The following is a 15193-nucleotide window of genomic DNA, read 5'->3' as shown; positions in this document are numbered from 1 at the left end:
GAGGTGTGCCGATGACCAGCACGGTCCCCGCGTCCATGACCCGTACGGCCGATGGGGCGGCGCTCCAGGCCGTCTTCCTCGACATGGACGGCACCCTCGTCGACACGGAGGGCTTCTGGTGGGACGCCGAGGTGGAGGTCTTCGCCGACCTCGGGCACCAGCTGGACGAGACGTGGCGCGACATCGTGGTCGGCGGGCCCATGACCCGCAGCGCCGGGTACCTGATCGAGGCCACGGGCGCCGACATCAGCCTCGCCGAACTGACCGTGCTGCTCAACGACAGGTTCGAGGACAGGATCGCCCGCGGCGTGCCGATGATGCCCGGAGCGGAGCGGCTGCTGGCCGAGCTCGCCGCGCACAACGTGCCCACGGCGCTGGTCTCCGCCTCCCACCGCCGCATCATCGACCGCATCCTCGCCTCGCTCGGCCCCCAGTACTTCGCCCTGTCGGTCGCCGGTGACGAGGTGCCGCGCACCAAGCCGCACCCCGACCCCTACCTGCTGGCCGCGCAGGGGCTCGGTGCCGACCCGATGAGATGCGCGGTCGTCGAGGACACGGCGACCGGAGTGGCCGCCGCCGAGGCGGCCGGCTGCCGGGTCGTCGCCGTGCCTTCGGTGGCGCCGATCCCGCCGGCCGCGGGCAGACTCGTCGTTCGGTCACTCGAAGAAGTCGACCTGCTTTTCCTGCGCACCCTCATCACATCACCGCACTGATACGCATACGGTCCGTGTTTCTCGAAAGGACGAAACACAGAGCAGTCGCCCGTGCTTTTTCGGTGACCATTGGTATTACCGGTCAGTAATCGACAGAGCGTTCCCCTGCGTGACGTTGGTCACTGTGCGTGCTGGTTTCCGCTGAGCCGGCCGGCGCCTGATGTCCCCTTCGACCGGGACCGGGCGCCGCGGCCTGTCCGCTTTGCCTCGGGAGGGCATGAATCTTCCGCGTCACGACCGCCTGCGCGCAGACGTTCATGATCACTCAGCGATTACACCCCAACTCGGTCCGGTTCACGCTTTGCTGGCGTCGCCGACTAATCTCGTCGCGAGAACTTCGTCGCCTCACCCTCGTGTCCCGCCGGCCACCAAGCCGTCGGAGACACCAGGACCGATCGCTCTGTATCCCCGGCCCGATCGAGCCGCCCCGACCGGGCGGAAGTGGCGGAGTGACCTCCACAGATCGCTGTATCCCAGTGCCGGATGGATGAGGGAGTACGTCCACGATGAACGTCAAGACTTTGGTGCCGCTGGCCGCGATCGGCCTGCTCGCGCCTGTGCTCGTCGCCTGCGGCAGTACGGACGGCGGGTCGGGCGGCGGTGACGCCATTGTCGTGGGCACCACGGACCAGTTCGAAGCCAACGCCGACGCTCCCGCCCCGCTCGACCCGGCCTACGCCTACGACACCGGCGCGTGGAACGTCCTGCGCCAGACCTTCCAGACGCTGATGCACCCGCCGCGCGGCGGCGGCGAGCCCGTCCCGGACGCCGCCGAGTCCTGCACCTTCACGGACAACGCGAGCGAGAGCTACCGCTGCAAGCTGCGCAGTGGCCTGCGGTTCGCCGACGGCACCCCGGTGACCGCCGAGGACGTCAAGTTCTCCATCCAGCGCGTGCTCGACATCGACGCCGACAACGGCACCGCCGCCCTTCTGTCGAACATCGACACCATCGAGACCAAGGGCGACGACGAGGTCATCTTCCACCTCGCCACGCCCGACGCCACCTTCCCGTACAAGCTCTCGACGCCGGTCGCCGCGATCGTCAGCCCCAAGCAGTACGACGGGAAGAAGCTCCGCGAGGGCTTCCAGGTCGACGGCAGCGGCCCGTACACCGCCAGGGCCGAGACGGACGGGGACCACGTCTCCAAGATCGTCTTCACCAAGAACCCCCACTACCAAGGCGACATCAAGGTCCGCAACGACAAGGTCGAACTGCGGTCGTTCGCCGACGCCGACGCCATGGGCAAGGCGCTCGAGTCCGGTGACATCGACCTGATGACACGTGCCATGTCCCCCGAGCAGATCGAGGAGCTGTCGGTCAGCCCCAAGGAGGGCATCACGCTCACCGAGGTCCCCGGCCTGGAGATCCGCTACCTCGCCTTCAACACCGAAGACCCGTCGGTGAAGAACAAGGCCGTGCGCCAGGCCATGGCGGCCGTCATCGACCGCGGCCAGATCGCCGGCAAGGTCTACGGCTCCACCGCCGAGCCGCTCTACTCGCTGATCCCGACGAGCATCGCCGCCCACACCAATTCGTTCTACAACAAGTACGGCGAGCCGAGCCGCAAGAAGGCCGCGGCCATCCTGAGCGACGCGGGCATCGAAACCCCCGTCAAGCTGGAGTTGAACTACACCACCGACAAGTACGGTGACGGCACGGCCAAGGAGTTCGAGGCACTCCGCGATCAGCTGAACGCCGGCAAGCTCTTCGATGTCACCGTCAAGGGCACCGAGTGGTCCAAGTTCCGCCCGGCGCAGAAGCGCGGCGACTACGCCGTGTACGGCCTCGGCTGGTTCCCCGACTTCCCGGACCCGGACAACTACACTGCTCCGTTCCTCGACGAGGGCAACTTCCTCAACTCTCCCTACGTGAGCGAAGAGGCGCGCAAACTCATCCCGCAGTCGCGCCGTGAGGCGGACCGCACCGCGGCCTCGCCCGCCTTCAAGCGGATCCAGGAGATCGTCGCCAACGACGTGCCGGTGCTGCCGCTGTGGCAGGGCAAGCAGTACGTCGCCGCACGGGACGACATCACGGGCGTCGAGTGGGCGCTCAACACCAGCTCCGATCTTCAGTTGTGGGAGCTGGCCCGCGGCAGCGACGTCTGATCCGGAGCACCCGCACAGACACGGACGGCCGGTGTCCGGCAGTGGCGAAAGCCTCCGCCGGACACCGGCCGTCCCCATGAAGCCGGCTGCCCGCGCTCACTGGGCGCCGGGGCGCACCAGACCGCTCTCGTACGCGTACACCGCGGCCTGGACGCGGTCGCGCAGGCCCAACTTGGTGAGCACATGGCCGACATGCGTCTTCACGGTCGTCTCGCTGACGAAGAGATCCGCGGCGATCTCCGCGTTCGACAGCCCGCGCGCGACCAGTTTGAGCACCTCGACCTCGCGATCGGTCAGGCTGTTGAGCGTGTCCGGAACGGGGTCGTCCCCGGAGGGGAGGTGATCGGCGTACTTGTCGAGGAGCCTTCGGGTGATGCTCGGCGCCAGCATCGCCTCGCCCGCCGCGACCACCCGGATCGCCTGCACCAGCTCATTGGCCGGGGCGTCCTTCAACAGGAAGCCGCTGGCCCCGGCGCGCAGCGCCTCCACCACGTACTCGTCGAGGTCGAAGGTCGTCAGCACCAGCACCTTCGCCGGGCCGTCCCGCCCCGGGCCCGTGATCTGCCGGGTCGCCTCGACACCGTCCATCCGGGGCATCCGGATGTCCATCAGCACCACATCGGGCTGCAACGCCCGCACCTGATCGAGGGCCTGGAGGCCGTCCCCGGCCTCACCCACCACCGCGATGTCCTGCTCCGCCTCGAGAATCATCCGGAAACCGGTGCGCAGCAGCGGTTGGTCGTCGACCAGTAGGACGCGGATCGCCACGGGTACTCCTTCTTTAGACCGGGCCCATTCTGCCCTGACCATCCTCGACCGACGCGGCCGGGGAAACGCTCAGTGGATAAACCGGGGGAGTGCCGCCGAACTCGGGACAGAACGCCTGGTGGTCGCACCAGCCGCACAGCTTGGTCGGCCGCGGCCGCCAGTCACCGGACCGCGTCGCCTGCCGGATCGCGTCCCACAGGGCGAGCAGTTTGCGCTCCATCCGCGCCAGGTCGTCCATCACCGGGTCGTAGGTCAGCACGTCGCCGCTGCCGAGGTACACCAGCTGGAGGCGGCGGGGGAGCACGTTCTTCAGCCGCCAGATCACCAGCGCGTAGAACTTCATCTGGAACAGCGCGCCTTCGCTGTACTCCGGGCGGGGCGCCTTGCCCGTCTTGTAGTCGACGATGCGCACCTCGCCCGTCGGTGCGATGTCCACCCGGTCGATCACCCCGCGCAGCCGCAGCCCCGACTCCAGCTCCGTCTCCACGAACATCTCCCGCTCGGCGGGCTCGAGCCGGGTCGGGTCCTCCAGCGAGAACCACCGCTCCACCAACTGCTCCGCCTCGCCGAGCCAGCGTGCCAGCCGCTCGCCGCCGGTGTCCTCGGCGAACAGCTCGCCCAACTCCGGCCTGCTCTCCAGCAGCCTGGTCCACTGGCCGGGAATCATCGCCTTGGCCCGCGGCGCCGTGCGCCGGATGGCCGGATCGTCGAAGAGCCGCTCCAGCACCGCATGCACCAGCGTGCCGCGGGTCGCCGCCTCGCTCGGCTTCTCCGGCAGTCTGTCGATCACCCGGAACCGGTACAGCAAGGGGCACTGCATGAAGTCACTTGCCCGGGAGGGCGACAGAGACATCGGCTCCGCGGCCGGTCTCGGCTCCACGGCAGCGGTCGCCACGCCGTCCGCTTCGGGTGCGGACACCGGCTCCGGGGCAGCGGCGGGAGCCCCGACGACGGGCGCGACGGGCTGCTGGCTCATACTCATGACTCAGACCCTACGGCCCGCCGCTGACAGCGAGCGGCATACCATCGACGACAGGAGCTCGCCCATGCATGATCGAGCGAGCGAGACCTCTGCGAAGAGCCTTGGCGACGAAGGGACCCCGTGAACGAGGACGACACGAGCGGCGAGCGCGAGCGGCCACGGTCGGATGCGGGCAAGGGCGGGCCGGACGGTGGCGGGAAGCGCGGCTCGGGAGGACCGGGCGGCGGGATTCTCATGGGCCGCCCCTTCGGCGTGCCCGTCTACGTCGCCCCCAGCTGGTTCGTCGTCGCGGCCCTGATCACCTGGGTCTTCGGCGGCCAACTCGACCGCGTCCTGCCCGAACTGGGCGGCGCCCGGTACCTGGTGTCGCTGTTCTTCGCCGTCGCGTTCTACGCCTCCGTCCTCGTCCACGAGCTCGCCCACACCCTCGCCGCGCTCCGGTTCAAACTGCCGGTGCGGCGCATCCAGCTCCAGTTCTTCGGCGGCGTCTCCGAGATCGAGAAGGAGACCGAGACACCCGGCCGGGAGTTCGTCCTCGCCTTCGTCGGCCCGCTGCTCTCCCTCGTCCTGGCCGGTCTGTTCTACCTGGGCATGGCGGCCGTCGAGCCCGGCACCGTGCCCGGAGTGCTGCTCGCCGGACTGATGATCTCCAACCTGATCGTCGCCGCATTCAACCTGCTGCCCGGACTGCCCCTCGACGGCGGCCGCATGCTGCGCGCCGTCGTCTGGAAGATCAGCGGCAAGCCCATGACCGGCACCATCGCCGCAGCCTGGGTCGGCCGCGCGCTCGCCGTCGCCGTCCTCATCGGCCTTCCGCTGCTCACCCACACCGGCGCCCTCGGCAACGCGACCGAGGACATCGGCGGCATGGAGACCGTCACCGACGCGCTGCTCGCGGCGATCCTCGCGGCCATCATCTGGACCGGCGCCGGCAACAGCCTGCGCATGGCCCGGCTCCGCGAGCACCTGCCCGAGCTCGCGGCCCGCGCGCTCACCCGCCGCGCCGTCCCCGTCGAGACCGACACCCCGCTCTCGGAGGCCCTGCGCCGCGCGAACGAGGCCGGGGCCCGCGCCCTCGTCGTCGTCGACGGCCACGGAGAGCCCACGGCGCTGGTCCGCGAGGCGGCCATCGTCGGCGTCGCGGAGCACCGCCGCCCCTGGGTCGCGGTGAGCGCCCTGGCGCAGGAGCTGACCGAGGACATGAAGGTCCCCGCCGAGCTCGCCGGGGAGGCCCTGCTCGACAGGCTCCGTGCCGCGCCCGCGACGGAGTACCTGGTCGTGGAGGAGACCGGCGAGATCTACGGCGTCCTGTCCACGGCTGACGTCGAACGTGCGTTCGTCGCGGCGATGGCTCGGCCGTCTTCCTCGTAAGGCTCGGTTCTCCCCCTGGCTTCGCCGTGGGAACCCCCACCGGGGCGCTTTCAGCGGGTGTCGACGGTCGATCGTGCCCGGTCCTTCGTTCCTCAGGACCTCCGCGCTCCCCCCAGCTGCCGCTGGGTGGTGCCCTCCCTCCCTTTCGACACCCGCGCGCCCCTTCGGCTCACTCGCCACGTGGTGGGCACGGTCGGTGGAGCGGCCGACGAATCCGTAGCCCCTCCTGGGCCGGGGCGTGCCCGCTGTGAAGCCGGACCCCACAGGCCGCCGACGGCGCCCGCCGTCGGCACGGCATGCCCGGATCCGGACGTCCGTCAGGGGACCCCGTCGCCCCCGCCCGCGGTCGGCACGGTCCGGGTGTGGTCGCGATGGGCCGGCGGAGCCGACGGTCCTCCTGGCCCGCCCCCACCGGCCGGAGCGTGGTCCGGGGCGTGGCCTGGGCCCGGTAGGCTGGTCACATGTCCGAACCGACCGGTGCCGCCCGCCGTCGCGGGCCCTTCAAGGTCGGGGACCAGGTCCAGCTCACCGACCCCAAGGGACGCCACTACACGTTCACGCTCGAGGCCGGGAAGAACTTCCACACCCACAAGGGTTCCTTCCCCCACGACGAGCTGATCGGCGCTCCCGAGGGCAGTGTTGTCCGTACCACGGGAAACGTCGCCTACCTCGCGCTGCGCCCCCTGCTCCCCGACTACGTCCTGTCCATGCCCCGCGGCGCCGCCGTGGTCTATCCCAAGGACGCGGGGCAGATCCTGGCCTTCGCCGACATCTTCCCCGGCGCACGCGTCGTGGAGGCCGGCGTCGGCTCGGGCTCGCTGAGCAGCTTCCTCCTGCGCGCCATCGGCGACCACGGCATGCTCCACTCCTACGAGCGCCGCGCGGACTTCGCCGAGATCGCACAGGCCAACGTGGAGCGCTACTTCGGCGGCCCGCACCCCGCCTGGCAGCTCACCGTCGGCGACCTCCAGGACAACCTGACCGACTCCGACGTCGACCGCGTCATCCTGGACATGCTCGCCCCCTGGGAGTGCCTGGAGGCCGTCTCCAAGGCGCTCGTCCCAGGCGGCATCCTGTGCTGCTACGTCGCGACGACCACCCAGCTCGCGCGCACCGTCGAGTCCATCAGGGAGATCGGCTGCTTCGCCGAGCCACAGCCCTGGGAGTCGATGATCAGGAACTGGCACGTCGAGGGACTGGCCGTGCGCCCTGACCACCGGATGATCGGACACACCGGCTTCCTCGTCACCGCCCGCCGTCTCGCCGACGGTGTGGAGCCCCCGATGCGCCGCCGCCGCCCCGCCAAGGGAGCCTACGGCGAGGACTACGAGGGGCCGAACAAGGGCTGACGCCCGCGCAGCCGCTCGCCCGAGTCCGTCCGGCCTGCCGCCCACGCAACGCACCGCCGCCGCCGCCGAGTTCCCGTGCCCCGCACGGAACTGGGCGGCGGCGCTGTCCTCCTGACCCGGCGTCGGGCCCGGCCTTTCTTTACCCGAGGCTTACGGACCCCGCTGTTCCGGTCCCGTGTGACGTATGGCACGATGCTGGCCACCCCCACCAGCACTGGCCTTCGGAGGAGACTCCCCGCGTGCAGAACTCCGCAGCCGTTCCGGACCTCGCGCACACTCACGCCCGCCCGGTGCACTGGCTGGCCACCGCGACGGCGATGGCCGCGGTCGTGGCCGCCGCCGGCTTCGTCCAGCCCGACGCCGCGACTGCGTCGCAGAAGGGTTCGGAGCCGCAAACGGCGACGGCCGCGGCGCCCGTGCCCGCACCCGACCCGGCGGACGTCCGGTTGCCACTGGAATGCGGCGCCGTCGGCAGTGTCGTCACCAAGCGGGCCACGGGCGACCTCGACGGCGACGGCAGTCCGGAAACGGTCGTCGCCGCCCGGTGCGACGCCGGGTCGGGCACCCCGCCGAGCGGCGTGTACGTCCTCGCGGCGGGCCGCGGCACCGCGGCACGCGTCGTGGCGACCCTTGTTCAGCCCGCAGAGAAACTGAGTGCCGGCGCGCTCGCCGTGCGTGACGGCGCGATCACCGCCAGCCTGCTCGGCTACTCGTCACCGCAGGTGCCCAGCTGCTGCCCCGATGAGCAGGAGAGGGTCGAATGGCGGTGGCGTGGCGGGAAGTTCGTGCGCGCTGCCCTGCCGGAAGTGCGCGGTATGTGACCGTTCATTCCGCAGCGCGCAGTAGGTGACCGCTCACTGGGCGTCGGGGCCGTAGATCTCCACCCTGTCCGAAACCCGACGTACGTGGATGCAGTCGCCCGGGCACTCCTTGGCCGAATCCACCACATCGGTCAGCAGCGGCAGCGGAACGGGCGTTGTGGCGCCCGGGGCCTGGAGCAGTTCGTCGTCCGCGGACTTCACATAGGCCAGCCCGTCGATGTCGAGCTCGAAGACCTCGGGAGCGTACTGCGCACAGATTCCGTCGCCGGTGCAGAGGTCCTGGTCGATCCAGACCTCGAGCGCATCTGCGGCACCTGCGGTGGGAACCTCGTGCTGCACGGTCATATCTCCTGCCGTTTCCTTCGTCGGGCGCAGCAAGTGAAGCAAGTCGCGCCAGCCCTGACGGGTGTTGAACGCTTCGACGATACAACCGACCGCTTTCCGATGTTGCGGGGTGGGTATCTGCTGGGTATTCCCCTGGCACGAGGGAGAGCGCAAGGGTGAAGATCGGACACACCCCTTCCGTCTTTGTGATCTAGGGGTTTCAATCACCACCCACACAGGTAGGGTCAGGAAGCGTCCAGCTCCCCTTGGAGGAGGTGAGGACCGTGGCAGCCCACGACGACGACATCAACCGCGGCATCCGGCCGGGGCGGGGGTCTGAAGACCCAGCCGGCCAGGTTGCCTATCTCGAGCAGGAAATCGCCGTCCTGCGCCGCAAGCTCGCCGACTCTCCGCGCCATACGAGGATTCTCGAAGAGCGGATCGTCGAGCTGCAGACCAACCTGGCCGGCGTGTCCGCACAGAACGAGCGGCTCGCCAACACGCTCCGTGAGGCCCGCGACCAGATCGTGGCCCTCAAGGAGGAGGTCGACCGGCTCGCGCAGCCGCCGGCCGGCTTCGGTGTCTTCCTGCAGGCGAACGAGGACGGCACGTGCGACATCTTCACCGGGGGCCGCAAGCTCCGGGTGAACGTGAGCCCCAGCGTCGAGCTCGACGAGCTCCGGCGCGGCCAGGAGGTCATGCTCAACGAGGCGCTCAATGTGGTCGAGGCCATGGAGTTCGAGCGCGCCGGGGACATCGTCACCCTCAAGGAGATCCTCGAGGACGGCGAGCGCGCCCTGGTGATCGGGCACACCGACGAGGAACGGGTGGTGCGGCTCGCGGACACGCTGCTGGACATCACCATCCGGGCAGGCGACGCGCTGCTGCTCGAGCCGCGCTCCGGCTACGTCTACGAAGTGATCCCGAAGAGCGAGGTCGAGGATCTCGTCCTCGAAGAGGTTCCGGACGTCGATTACACCAAGATCGGCGGACTGGGCAACCAGATCGAGATGATCCGCGACGCGGTTGAGCTGCCGTACCTCTACCCCGACCTCTTCAAGGAGCACGAACTGCGGCCGCCGAAGGGCATCCTGCTCTACGGCCCGCCGGGCTGCGGCAAGACGCTCATCGCCAAGGCCGTCGCCAACTCCCTTGCCAAGAAGGTCGCCGAGGTGACCGGGCAGCCTGCGGGGAAGAGCTACTTCCTCAACATCAAGGGCCCCGAGCTCCTCAACAAGTACGTGGGTGAGACCGAGCGGCACATCCGCCTCGTCTTCCAGCGTGCCCGGGAGAAGGCGAGCGAGGGCACCCCCGTCATCGTCTTCTTCGACGAGATGGAGTCCCTCTTCCGCACCCGTGGCTCGGGTGTCAGCTCGGACGTGGAGAACACCATCGTCCCGCAGCTGCTCGCCGAGATCGACGGTGTGGAGGGGCTGGAGAACGTCATCGTCATCGGCGCCTCCAACCGTGAGGACATGATCGACCCCGCGATCCTGCGGCCCGGCCGGCTCGACGTCAAGATCAAGATCGAGCGTCCGGACGCGGAGGCCGCCAAGGACATCTTCGCCAAGTACCTCACCCCCTCGCTCCCGCTGCACGCAGACGACCTCGGCGAGCACAGCGGATCGAAGGAGGCCGCGGCACACGCCATGATCCAGTCGGTCGTGGAGCAGATGTACGCGGAGTCCGAGGAGAACCGCTTCCTTGAGGTCACGTACGCCAACGGCGACAAGGAAGTCCTCTACTTCAAGGACTTCAACTCCGGCGCGATGATCCAGAACATTGTCGACCGGGCCAAGAAAATGGCCATCAAGGCCTTCCTCGACCACAACCAGAAGGGCATCCGCGTCTCCCACCTCCTCCAGGCTTGCGTGGACGAGTTCAAGGAGAACGAGGACCTGCCCAACACCACCAACCCGGACGACTGGGCCCGGATCTCCGGAAAGAAGGGCGAGCGGATCGTCTTCATCCGCACCCTTGTCACCGGAAAGCAGGGCGCCGACACCGGCCGGTCCATCGACACGGTGGCGAACACCGGTCAGTACCTGTAAGCAGGCGCACCGGCTGCGGATGCCACGGTCCCCCCGCGTCAGCAGGGGGGCGGCATCCGCAGCCCGATGCTTTCCGGACAGGTGACGCCACACCGGAGCAATGACCAAATTGATCTCCCCACCCACGCGGCGGCGTTCTAGGCTCGTCGGTACCGCCGCATTGCGGAGTGCGGGGACGGGCACCGCACGCGTACCGGAGAGCCAGCGGTATCTGAGCGCCGCTCCCAGCGGGGAGCGCCGCCGGGCAAGGAGGGCCGCATGACCGTACGGCGAGTAATGGGCATCGAGACGGAGTACGGCATCTCCGTCCCGGGCCACCCGAACGCCAATGCCATGCTCACCTCGTCCCAGATCGTCAATGCGTACGCGGCGGCGATGCACCGGGCGCGCCGCGCCCGCTGGGACTTCGAGGAGGAGAATCCGCTGCGGGACGCCCGCGGCTTCGACCTCGCCCGCGAGGCCGCCGACTCCAGCCAGCTCACCGACGAGGACATCGGTCTGGCCAACGTGATCCTCACCAACGGCGCCCGGCTCTACGTCGACCATGCTCACCCCGAGTACAGCTCGCCCGAGGTCACCAACCCGCGCGACGCCGTGCTCTGGGACAAGGCCGGTGAACGGATCATGGCCGAGGCCGCCGAGCGGGCTGCCCAGCTGCCCGGCGCGCAGCCGATCCACCTGTACAAGAACAACACCGACAACAAGGGCGCGTCCTACGGCACGCACGAGAACTACCTGATGAAGCGGGAGACCCCGTTCTCGGACATCGTGCGCCATCTGACGCCCTTCTTCGTCTCCCGGCAGGTCGTCACGGGCGCGGGCCGGGTGGGAATCGGCCAGGACGGCCGTGAGCACGGGTTCCAGATCAGCCAGCGCGCGGACTATTTCGAGGTCGAGGTCGGCCTTGAGACCACCCTCAAGCGGCCGATCATCAACACCCGCGATGAACCGCACTCCGACGCCGAGAAGTACCGCCGGCTGCATGTGATCATCGGCGACGCGAACCTGTCGGAGATCTCCACCTACCTCAAGCTGGGCACCACGGCCCTCGTCCTGTCGATGATCGAGGACGGGTTCATCGCGGTCGACCTCGCGGTCGAGCAGCCCGTGCGCACCCTGCACCAGGTCTCGCACGACCCGAGTCTCCAGCATTTGGTCACTCTGCGTAGCGGCCGGACGCTCACCGCAGTCCAATTGCAGATGGAGTACTTCGAGCTCGCCCGCAAGTACGTCGAGGAGCGCTTCGGCGCCGACGCCGACGAGCAGACCAAGGACGTCCTCACTCGCTGGGAGGACACGCTCAACCGCCTGGAGAACGACCCCATGAGCCTGTCCGGCGAGCTGGACTGGATCGCCAAGCGGGAGCTCATGGAGGGCTACCGGCGCCGTGACAGCGTGGACTGGGACGCGCCCCGCCTCCACCTCGTGGACCTGCAGTACGCGGACGTCCGTCCCGACAAGGGTCTGTACAACCGCCTGGCGGCCCGAGGGAAGATGAAGCGCCTCCTGGACGAGCAGGCGGTCCAACGGGCCGAGGCGAGCCCTCCAGAAGACACCAGGGCCTATTTCCGCGGCCGCTGCCTGGAGCAGTACGCGGACGACGTGGCCGCGGCGTCCTGGGACTCGGTCATCTTCGATCTGCCCGGTCGTGACTCTCTGCAACGAGTGCCCACGCTGGAACCTCTGCGCGGGACGCGCAACCATGTCAAGGAGCTCCTGGACCGGTGCCGCACGGCCGAAGAGCTGGTCCGCGTGCTGTCCGGGCACTGATTCGCGGCTGAAAGGCCTCCCGTCCGGGAATCATCGAGGTGGTCCCCGGACGTTGAGCGAAAGTACGGGGCCGATGTCGGACCCGGCTTGTAGGGTCTGATCTTGACCGAACGAACTCACGTCAGGGCAAACCGAGCGGGGTGAGGGACATGGCGACCAAGGACACCGGCGGCGGGCAGCAGAAGGCCACGCGTTCCACGGAGGAGGTCGAGGAGCAGGCGCAGGAAGCGCAGGCGGCCGAAGACCTCAAGGAGCGCCAGGAGAAGCTGTCGGACGACGTCGACTCCGTACTGGACGAGATCGACGACGTCCTCGAGGAGAACGCGGAGGACTTCGTGCGGTCCTTCGTGCAAAAGGGCGGCCAGTAGCTGCCGTTGTCCGTCCCGGTCCCGTCGGCGAAAGCCGAGGGGACCGGGACGGATGACCGGCCACGGCGCGGGTAAGGTCCGTGCACAGTTCGAAAGATCGGCCCGCGCGCGAAGAGGCGGGCCGCCGCCTACCCGGAAGGAAACGCGTGGAAGCCAACCCTCGTAGCACCGGGCGTCTGCCGGCAGCCTTCCTGACGCCGGGCTCCTCGTCCTTCATGGACTTCCTGGGCGAGCACTCCCCGGACCTGCTCCCCGGCAACCGCTCGCTGCCGCCCGTGCAGGGAGCCTTCGAGGCGCCGCACGGCACGACCATCGTCGCGACGACGTTCTCCGGCGGCGTCGTGCTCGCCGGTGACCGCCGCGCCACCATGGGCAACATGATCGCGCAGCGCGACATGCAGAAGGTCTTCCCGGCCGACGAGTACTCGGCCGTGGGCATCGCCGGCACCGCGGGTCTCGCCGTGGAGATGGTCAAGCTGTTCCAGCTGGAGCTGGAGCACTTCGAGAAGGTGGAGGGCGTCCAGCTCTCCCTGGAGGGCAAGGCGAACCGCCTCTCCACGATGATCCGCAGCAACCTCGGCATGGCCATGCAGGGCCTCGCCGTCGTGCCGCTCTTCGCCGGTTACGACATCGACCGCGACAGGGGCCGCATCTTCTCGTACGACGTCACGGGCGGCCGTTCCGAGGAACAGGGGTACGCGGCCACCGGCTCCGGCTCGATCTTCGCGCGCGGTGCCATGAAGAAGCTCTACCGCGAGGACCAGACCGAGCAGCAGGCCACCACGCTGGTCGTCCAGGCGCTGTACGACGCAGCCGACGACGACTCGGCGACCGGCGGCCCGGACGTGGCCCGGCGGATCTACCCCATCGTCACGGTCATCACGGACGAGGGTTTCCGCAGGCTCACCGAGGCGGAGACCTCCGAGATCGCCCGTTCGATCCTCGAAGGCCGCCTCGCCCACCCCGACGGCCCGCGCGCCGCGCTGCTCTGACCCATGTACTCGCCTTTGACAGAAAGGGACGGATAGCCGGTGTCGACGCCGTTCTACGTCTCGCCCCAGCAGGCCATGGCCGACCGTGCGGAGTACGCCCGCAAGGGCATCGCCCGTGGTCGCAGCCTCGTCGTGATGCAGTACGCCGACGGCATCGTCTTCGTCGGCGAGAACCCGTCCCGTGCGCTGCACAAGTTCAGTGAGATCTATGACCGCATCGGCTTCGCCGCGGCCGGCAAGTACAACGAGTACGAAAACCTCCGCATCGGCGGCGTCCGCTACGCGGACCTGCGCGGATACACCTACGACCGCGACGACGTGACGGCCCGCGGCCTGGCCAACGTCTACGCGCAGACGCTGGGCACCATCTTCTCCAGCGCCGGTGAGAAGCCGTACGAGGTGGAGCTGGTCGTCGCCGAGGTGGGCGCGTCCCCGGAGGGCGACCAGATCTACCGCCTTCCGCACGACGGCTCGATCGTGGACGAGCACGGCTCGGTCGCGGTCGGCGGCAACGCGGAGCAGATCAGCAGCTTCCTCGACCAGCGCCACCGCGACGGGATGTCGCTGGCCGAGGCGCTGAAGCTCGCGGTCCAGGCCCTGTCGAGCCAGGCCAACGGCACCGACCGCGAGATCCCGGCCGAGCGCCTGGAGGTCGCCGTCCTGGACCGTACGAGGCCGCAGGCGCGGAAGTTCAAGCGGATCGTCGGCCGGCAGCTGTCGCGGTTGCTGGAGGCCGAGGAGGCCGCCACGGCGCCCACGGACGCCCCTTCGGACATCGAGGAGACGGAAGAGGGCGAGGAGTAGCCCGCCCCGCCCCTGACGCCCGTGCCCCGGGCCGCCCGTGCGGTCCGGGGCACGGCCGCGCCCGGGGCCGGAGGGGCCTTATGGCGTCATGCACGGCCTGCGGAGCGCACGGTGGGCGGGAGTGCCCAGTGGTGGAGTTCGTCGCCGTGACGGGTCAGCCAGGTGCCGTCGCCGAGCGCGGTGACGGCCGTGCCGACCCGGCGGGGATAGCGCAGCCTGCCCAATGGCGCGAGGGTACGCGCGTCGCACAGCCAGTGGCGGGTGGCGGGCGGCCTGCACCGGGCGAAGATCCGGCCCGTGACCAGGACATGGGCGGCGTCGATCAGGCAGGCCGCGGTGAACTCGTCGTTCTCGGGGTCCGCGACGAGCGCGGACAGGTCGAACAGCGCGGTCTGCTCGTCGCTCGCGGCGTCGTGCGCTGCTAGCTCGTCACGGTCGTCGTTGACGGCGATGTGTTCGGCGCGCCGCAGGGTGAGGGCCCGGCTGGTGCCGGGCAGGAAGCCGACGACCTCGTGCATGCCGACCCCGCCGCGGATGTGGAGCCCGTCATGGCGGGGTTCGACCCACCAGGTCGTCCAGCTCGCCCATGCCGTCCAGCAGGACAGCGCCAGCAGGTGGCCGTCGGGGTGCCAGGCGCCGGTCATGTCGGAGGCGATCGAGCCGACGGGCCGCTCGGCGAGGACGGCGCCGGTGGCGGTGTTCAGGAGCATCAGCGTGTCCCGGACGTACACGCGCTCCTCGGTGTCCGGCTTGAGCGTCGGCACGACGGCGC

14 protein-coding genes are annotated in these 15193 nt (G+C 69.3%); 10 read left to right on the top strand and 4 right to left on the bottom strand.

The features are described 5' to 3' along the window. Nucleotides 1-11: 11 nt before the first annotated feature. Nucleotides 12-713 (top strand): HAD family hydrolase, encoded by a 702-nt coding sequence (locus ACH5AF_RS30495; RefSeq protein WP_398906112.1) that lies wholly within the window; start codon nucleotides 12-14, stop codon nucleotides 711-713. A gap of 506 nt (nucleotides 714-1219) precedes the next feature. After that, nucleotides 1220-2821, top strand: a complete 1602-nt coding sequence (locus tag ACH5AF_RS30490) for an ABC transporter substrate-binding protein (RefSeq protein ID WP_398906110.1) — start codon at nucleotides 1220-1222, stop codon at nucleotides 2819-2821. A 96-nt stretch (nucleotides 2822-2917) separates the two neighbouring features. Here the strand turns inward: ACH5AF_RS30490 and ACH5AF_RS30485 are convergent, their stop codons facing one another. Both ACH5AF_RS30485 and ACH5AF_RS30480 read right to left on the bottom strand, forming a co-directional pair. Continuing rightward, a complete protein-coding gene (locus ACH5AF_RS30485) occupies nucleotides 2918-3589 on the bottom strand; it encodes a response regulator (RefSeq protein ID WP_398906108.1) in 672 nt (223 codons plus the stop codon). A 13-nt stretch (nucleotides 3590-3602) separates the two neighbouring features. Then, on the bottom strand, nucleotides 3603-4571 hold the full coding sequence (locus ACH5AF_RS30480) for a RecB family exonuclease (RefSeq protein WP_398906106.1): 969 nt from the start codon (nucleotides 4569-4571) through the stop codon (nucleotides 3603-3605). A gap of 120 nt (nucleotides 4572-4691) precedes the next feature. On the opposite strand from ACH5AF_RS30480, the gene ACH5AF_RS30475 reads away from it, so the two are divergent. The 3 genes from ACH5AF_RS30475 to ACH5AF_RS30465 all read left to right on the top strand — a co-directional run bounded on the left by ACH5AF_RS30475 (nucleotide 4692) and on the right by ACH5AF_RS30465 (nucleotide 8112). After that, a complete protein-coding gene (locus ACH5AF_RS30475) occupies nucleotides 4692-5942 on the top strand; it encodes a site-2 protease family protein (RefSeq protein ID WP_398906104.1) in 1251 nt (416 codons plus the stop codon). A 461-nt stretch (nucleotides 5943-6403) separates the two neighbouring features. Further along, nucleotides 6404-7291, top strand: a complete 888-nt coding sequence (locus tag ACH5AF_RS30470) for a tRNA (adenine-N1)-methyltransferase (protein WP_215182866.1) — start codon at nucleotides 6404-6406, stop codon at nucleotides 7289-7291. Nucleotides 7292-7530: 239 nt separating this feature from the next. Then, complete coding sequence (locus ACH5AF_RS30465; protein WP_398906102.1) at nucleotides 7531-8112, top strand: hypothetical protein; 582 nt, start codon at nucleotides 7531-7533, stop codon at nucleotides 8110-8112. Nucleotides 8113-8145: 33 nt separating this feature from the next. Here ACH5AF_RS30465 and ACH5AF_RS30460 read toward each other — a convergent pair whose 3' ends face one another. Next, a complete protein-coding gene (locus tag ACH5AF_RS30460) occupies nucleotides 8146-8457 on the bottom strand; it encodes a ferredoxin (RefSeq protein ID WP_398906100.1) in 312 nt (103 codons plus the stop codon). Between the two features lie 263 nt (nucleotides 8458-8720). Here ACH5AF_RS30460 and arc point away from each other — a divergent pair, with 263 nt between their 5' ends. From arc to prcA, 5 genes are all read left to right on the top strand, one after another. Next, nucleotides 8721-10487 (top strand): proteasome ATPase, encoded by a 1767-nt coding sequence (gene arc / locus ACH5AF_RS30455; RefSeq protein WP_398906098.1) that lies wholly within the window; start codon nucleotides 8721-8723, stop codon nucleotides 10485-10487. Between the two features lie 258 nt (nucleotides 10488-10745). After that, on the top strand, nucleotides 10746-12257 hold the full coding sequence (gene dop, locus ACH5AF_RS30450; protein WP_398906097.1) for a depupylase/deamidase Dop: 1512 nt from the start codon (nucleotides 10746-10748) through the stop codon (nucleotides 12255-12257). A gap of 149 nt (nucleotides 12258-12406) precedes the next feature. After that, nucleotides 12407-12625, top strand: coding sequence for a ubiquitin-like protein Pup (locus tag ACH5AF_RS30445; protein ID WP_100106333.1), 219 nt, complete (start codon nucleotides 12407-12409; stop codon nucleotides 12623-12625). Nucleotides 12626-12771: 146 nt separating this feature from the next. Beyond that, nucleotides 12772-13617 (top strand): proteasome subunit beta, encoded by an 846-nt coding sequence (gene prcB, locus ACH5AF_RS30440; protein ID WP_398906095.1) that lies wholly within the window; start codon nucleotides 12772-12774, stop codon nucleotides 13615-13617. A gap of 39 nt (nucleotides 13618-13656) precedes the next feature. After that, nucleotides 13657-14421, top strand: coding sequence for a proteasome subunit alpha (gene prcA, locus ACH5AF_RS30435; protein WP_215182876.1), 765 nt, complete (start codon nucleotides 13657-13659; stop codon nucleotides 14419-14421). Nucleotides 14422-14507: 86 nt separating this feature from the next. Here the strand turns inward: prcA and ACH5AF_RS30430 are convergent, their stop codons facing one another. Then, nucleotides 14508-15185 (bottom strand): hypothetical protein, encoded by a 678-nt coding sequence (locus ACH5AF_RS30430; RefSeq protein WP_398906093.1) that lies wholly within the window; start codon nucleotides 15183-15185, stop codon nucleotides 14508-14510. Nucleotides 15186-15193: the final 8 nt, after the last annotated feature.

Source organism: Streptomyces sp. NPDC018833 (assembly GCF_044390825.1).
Lineage (GTDB): Bacteria > Actinomycetota > Actinomycetes > Streptomycetales > Streptomycetaceae > Streptomyces.
The sequence above is the reverse complement of the archived record's forward strand: the minus strand, read 5'-3'. Positions and strand labels throughout refer to the sequence as shown.

Excerpts from the sequence above, each read along its gene's own strand:
- ACH5AF_RS30495 (WP_398906112.1), top strand. The coding sequence starts at position 12 with ATGACCAGCACGGTCCCCGCGTCCATGACCCGTACGGCCGATGGGGCG.
- ACH5AF_RS30490 (WP_398906110.1), top strand. The coding sequence starts at position 1,220 with ATGAACGTCAAGACTTTGGTGCCGCTGGCCGCGATCGGCCTGCTCGCG.
- ACH5AF_RS30480 (WP_398906106.1), bottom strand. The coding sequence starts at position 4,571 with ATGAGTATGAGCCAGCAGCCCGTCGCGCCCGTCGTCGGGGCTCCCGCC.
- ACH5AF_RS30470 (WP_215182866.1), top strand. The coding sequence starts at position 6,404 with ATGTCCGAACCGACCGGTGCCGCCCGCCGTCGCGGGCCCTTCAAGGTC.
- ACH5AF_RS30460 (WP_398906100.1), bottom strand. The coding sequence starts at position 8,457 with ATGACCGTGCAGCACGAGGTTCCCACCGCAGGTGCCGCAGATGCGCTC.
- dop (WP_398906097.1), top strand. The coding sequence starts at position 10,746 with ATGACCGTACGGCGAGTAATGGGCATCGAGACGGAGTACGGCATCTCC.
- ACH5AF_RS30445 (WP_100106333.1), top strand. The coding sequence starts at position 12,407 with ATGGCGACCAAGGACACCGGCGGCGGGCAGCAGAAGGCCACGCGTTCC.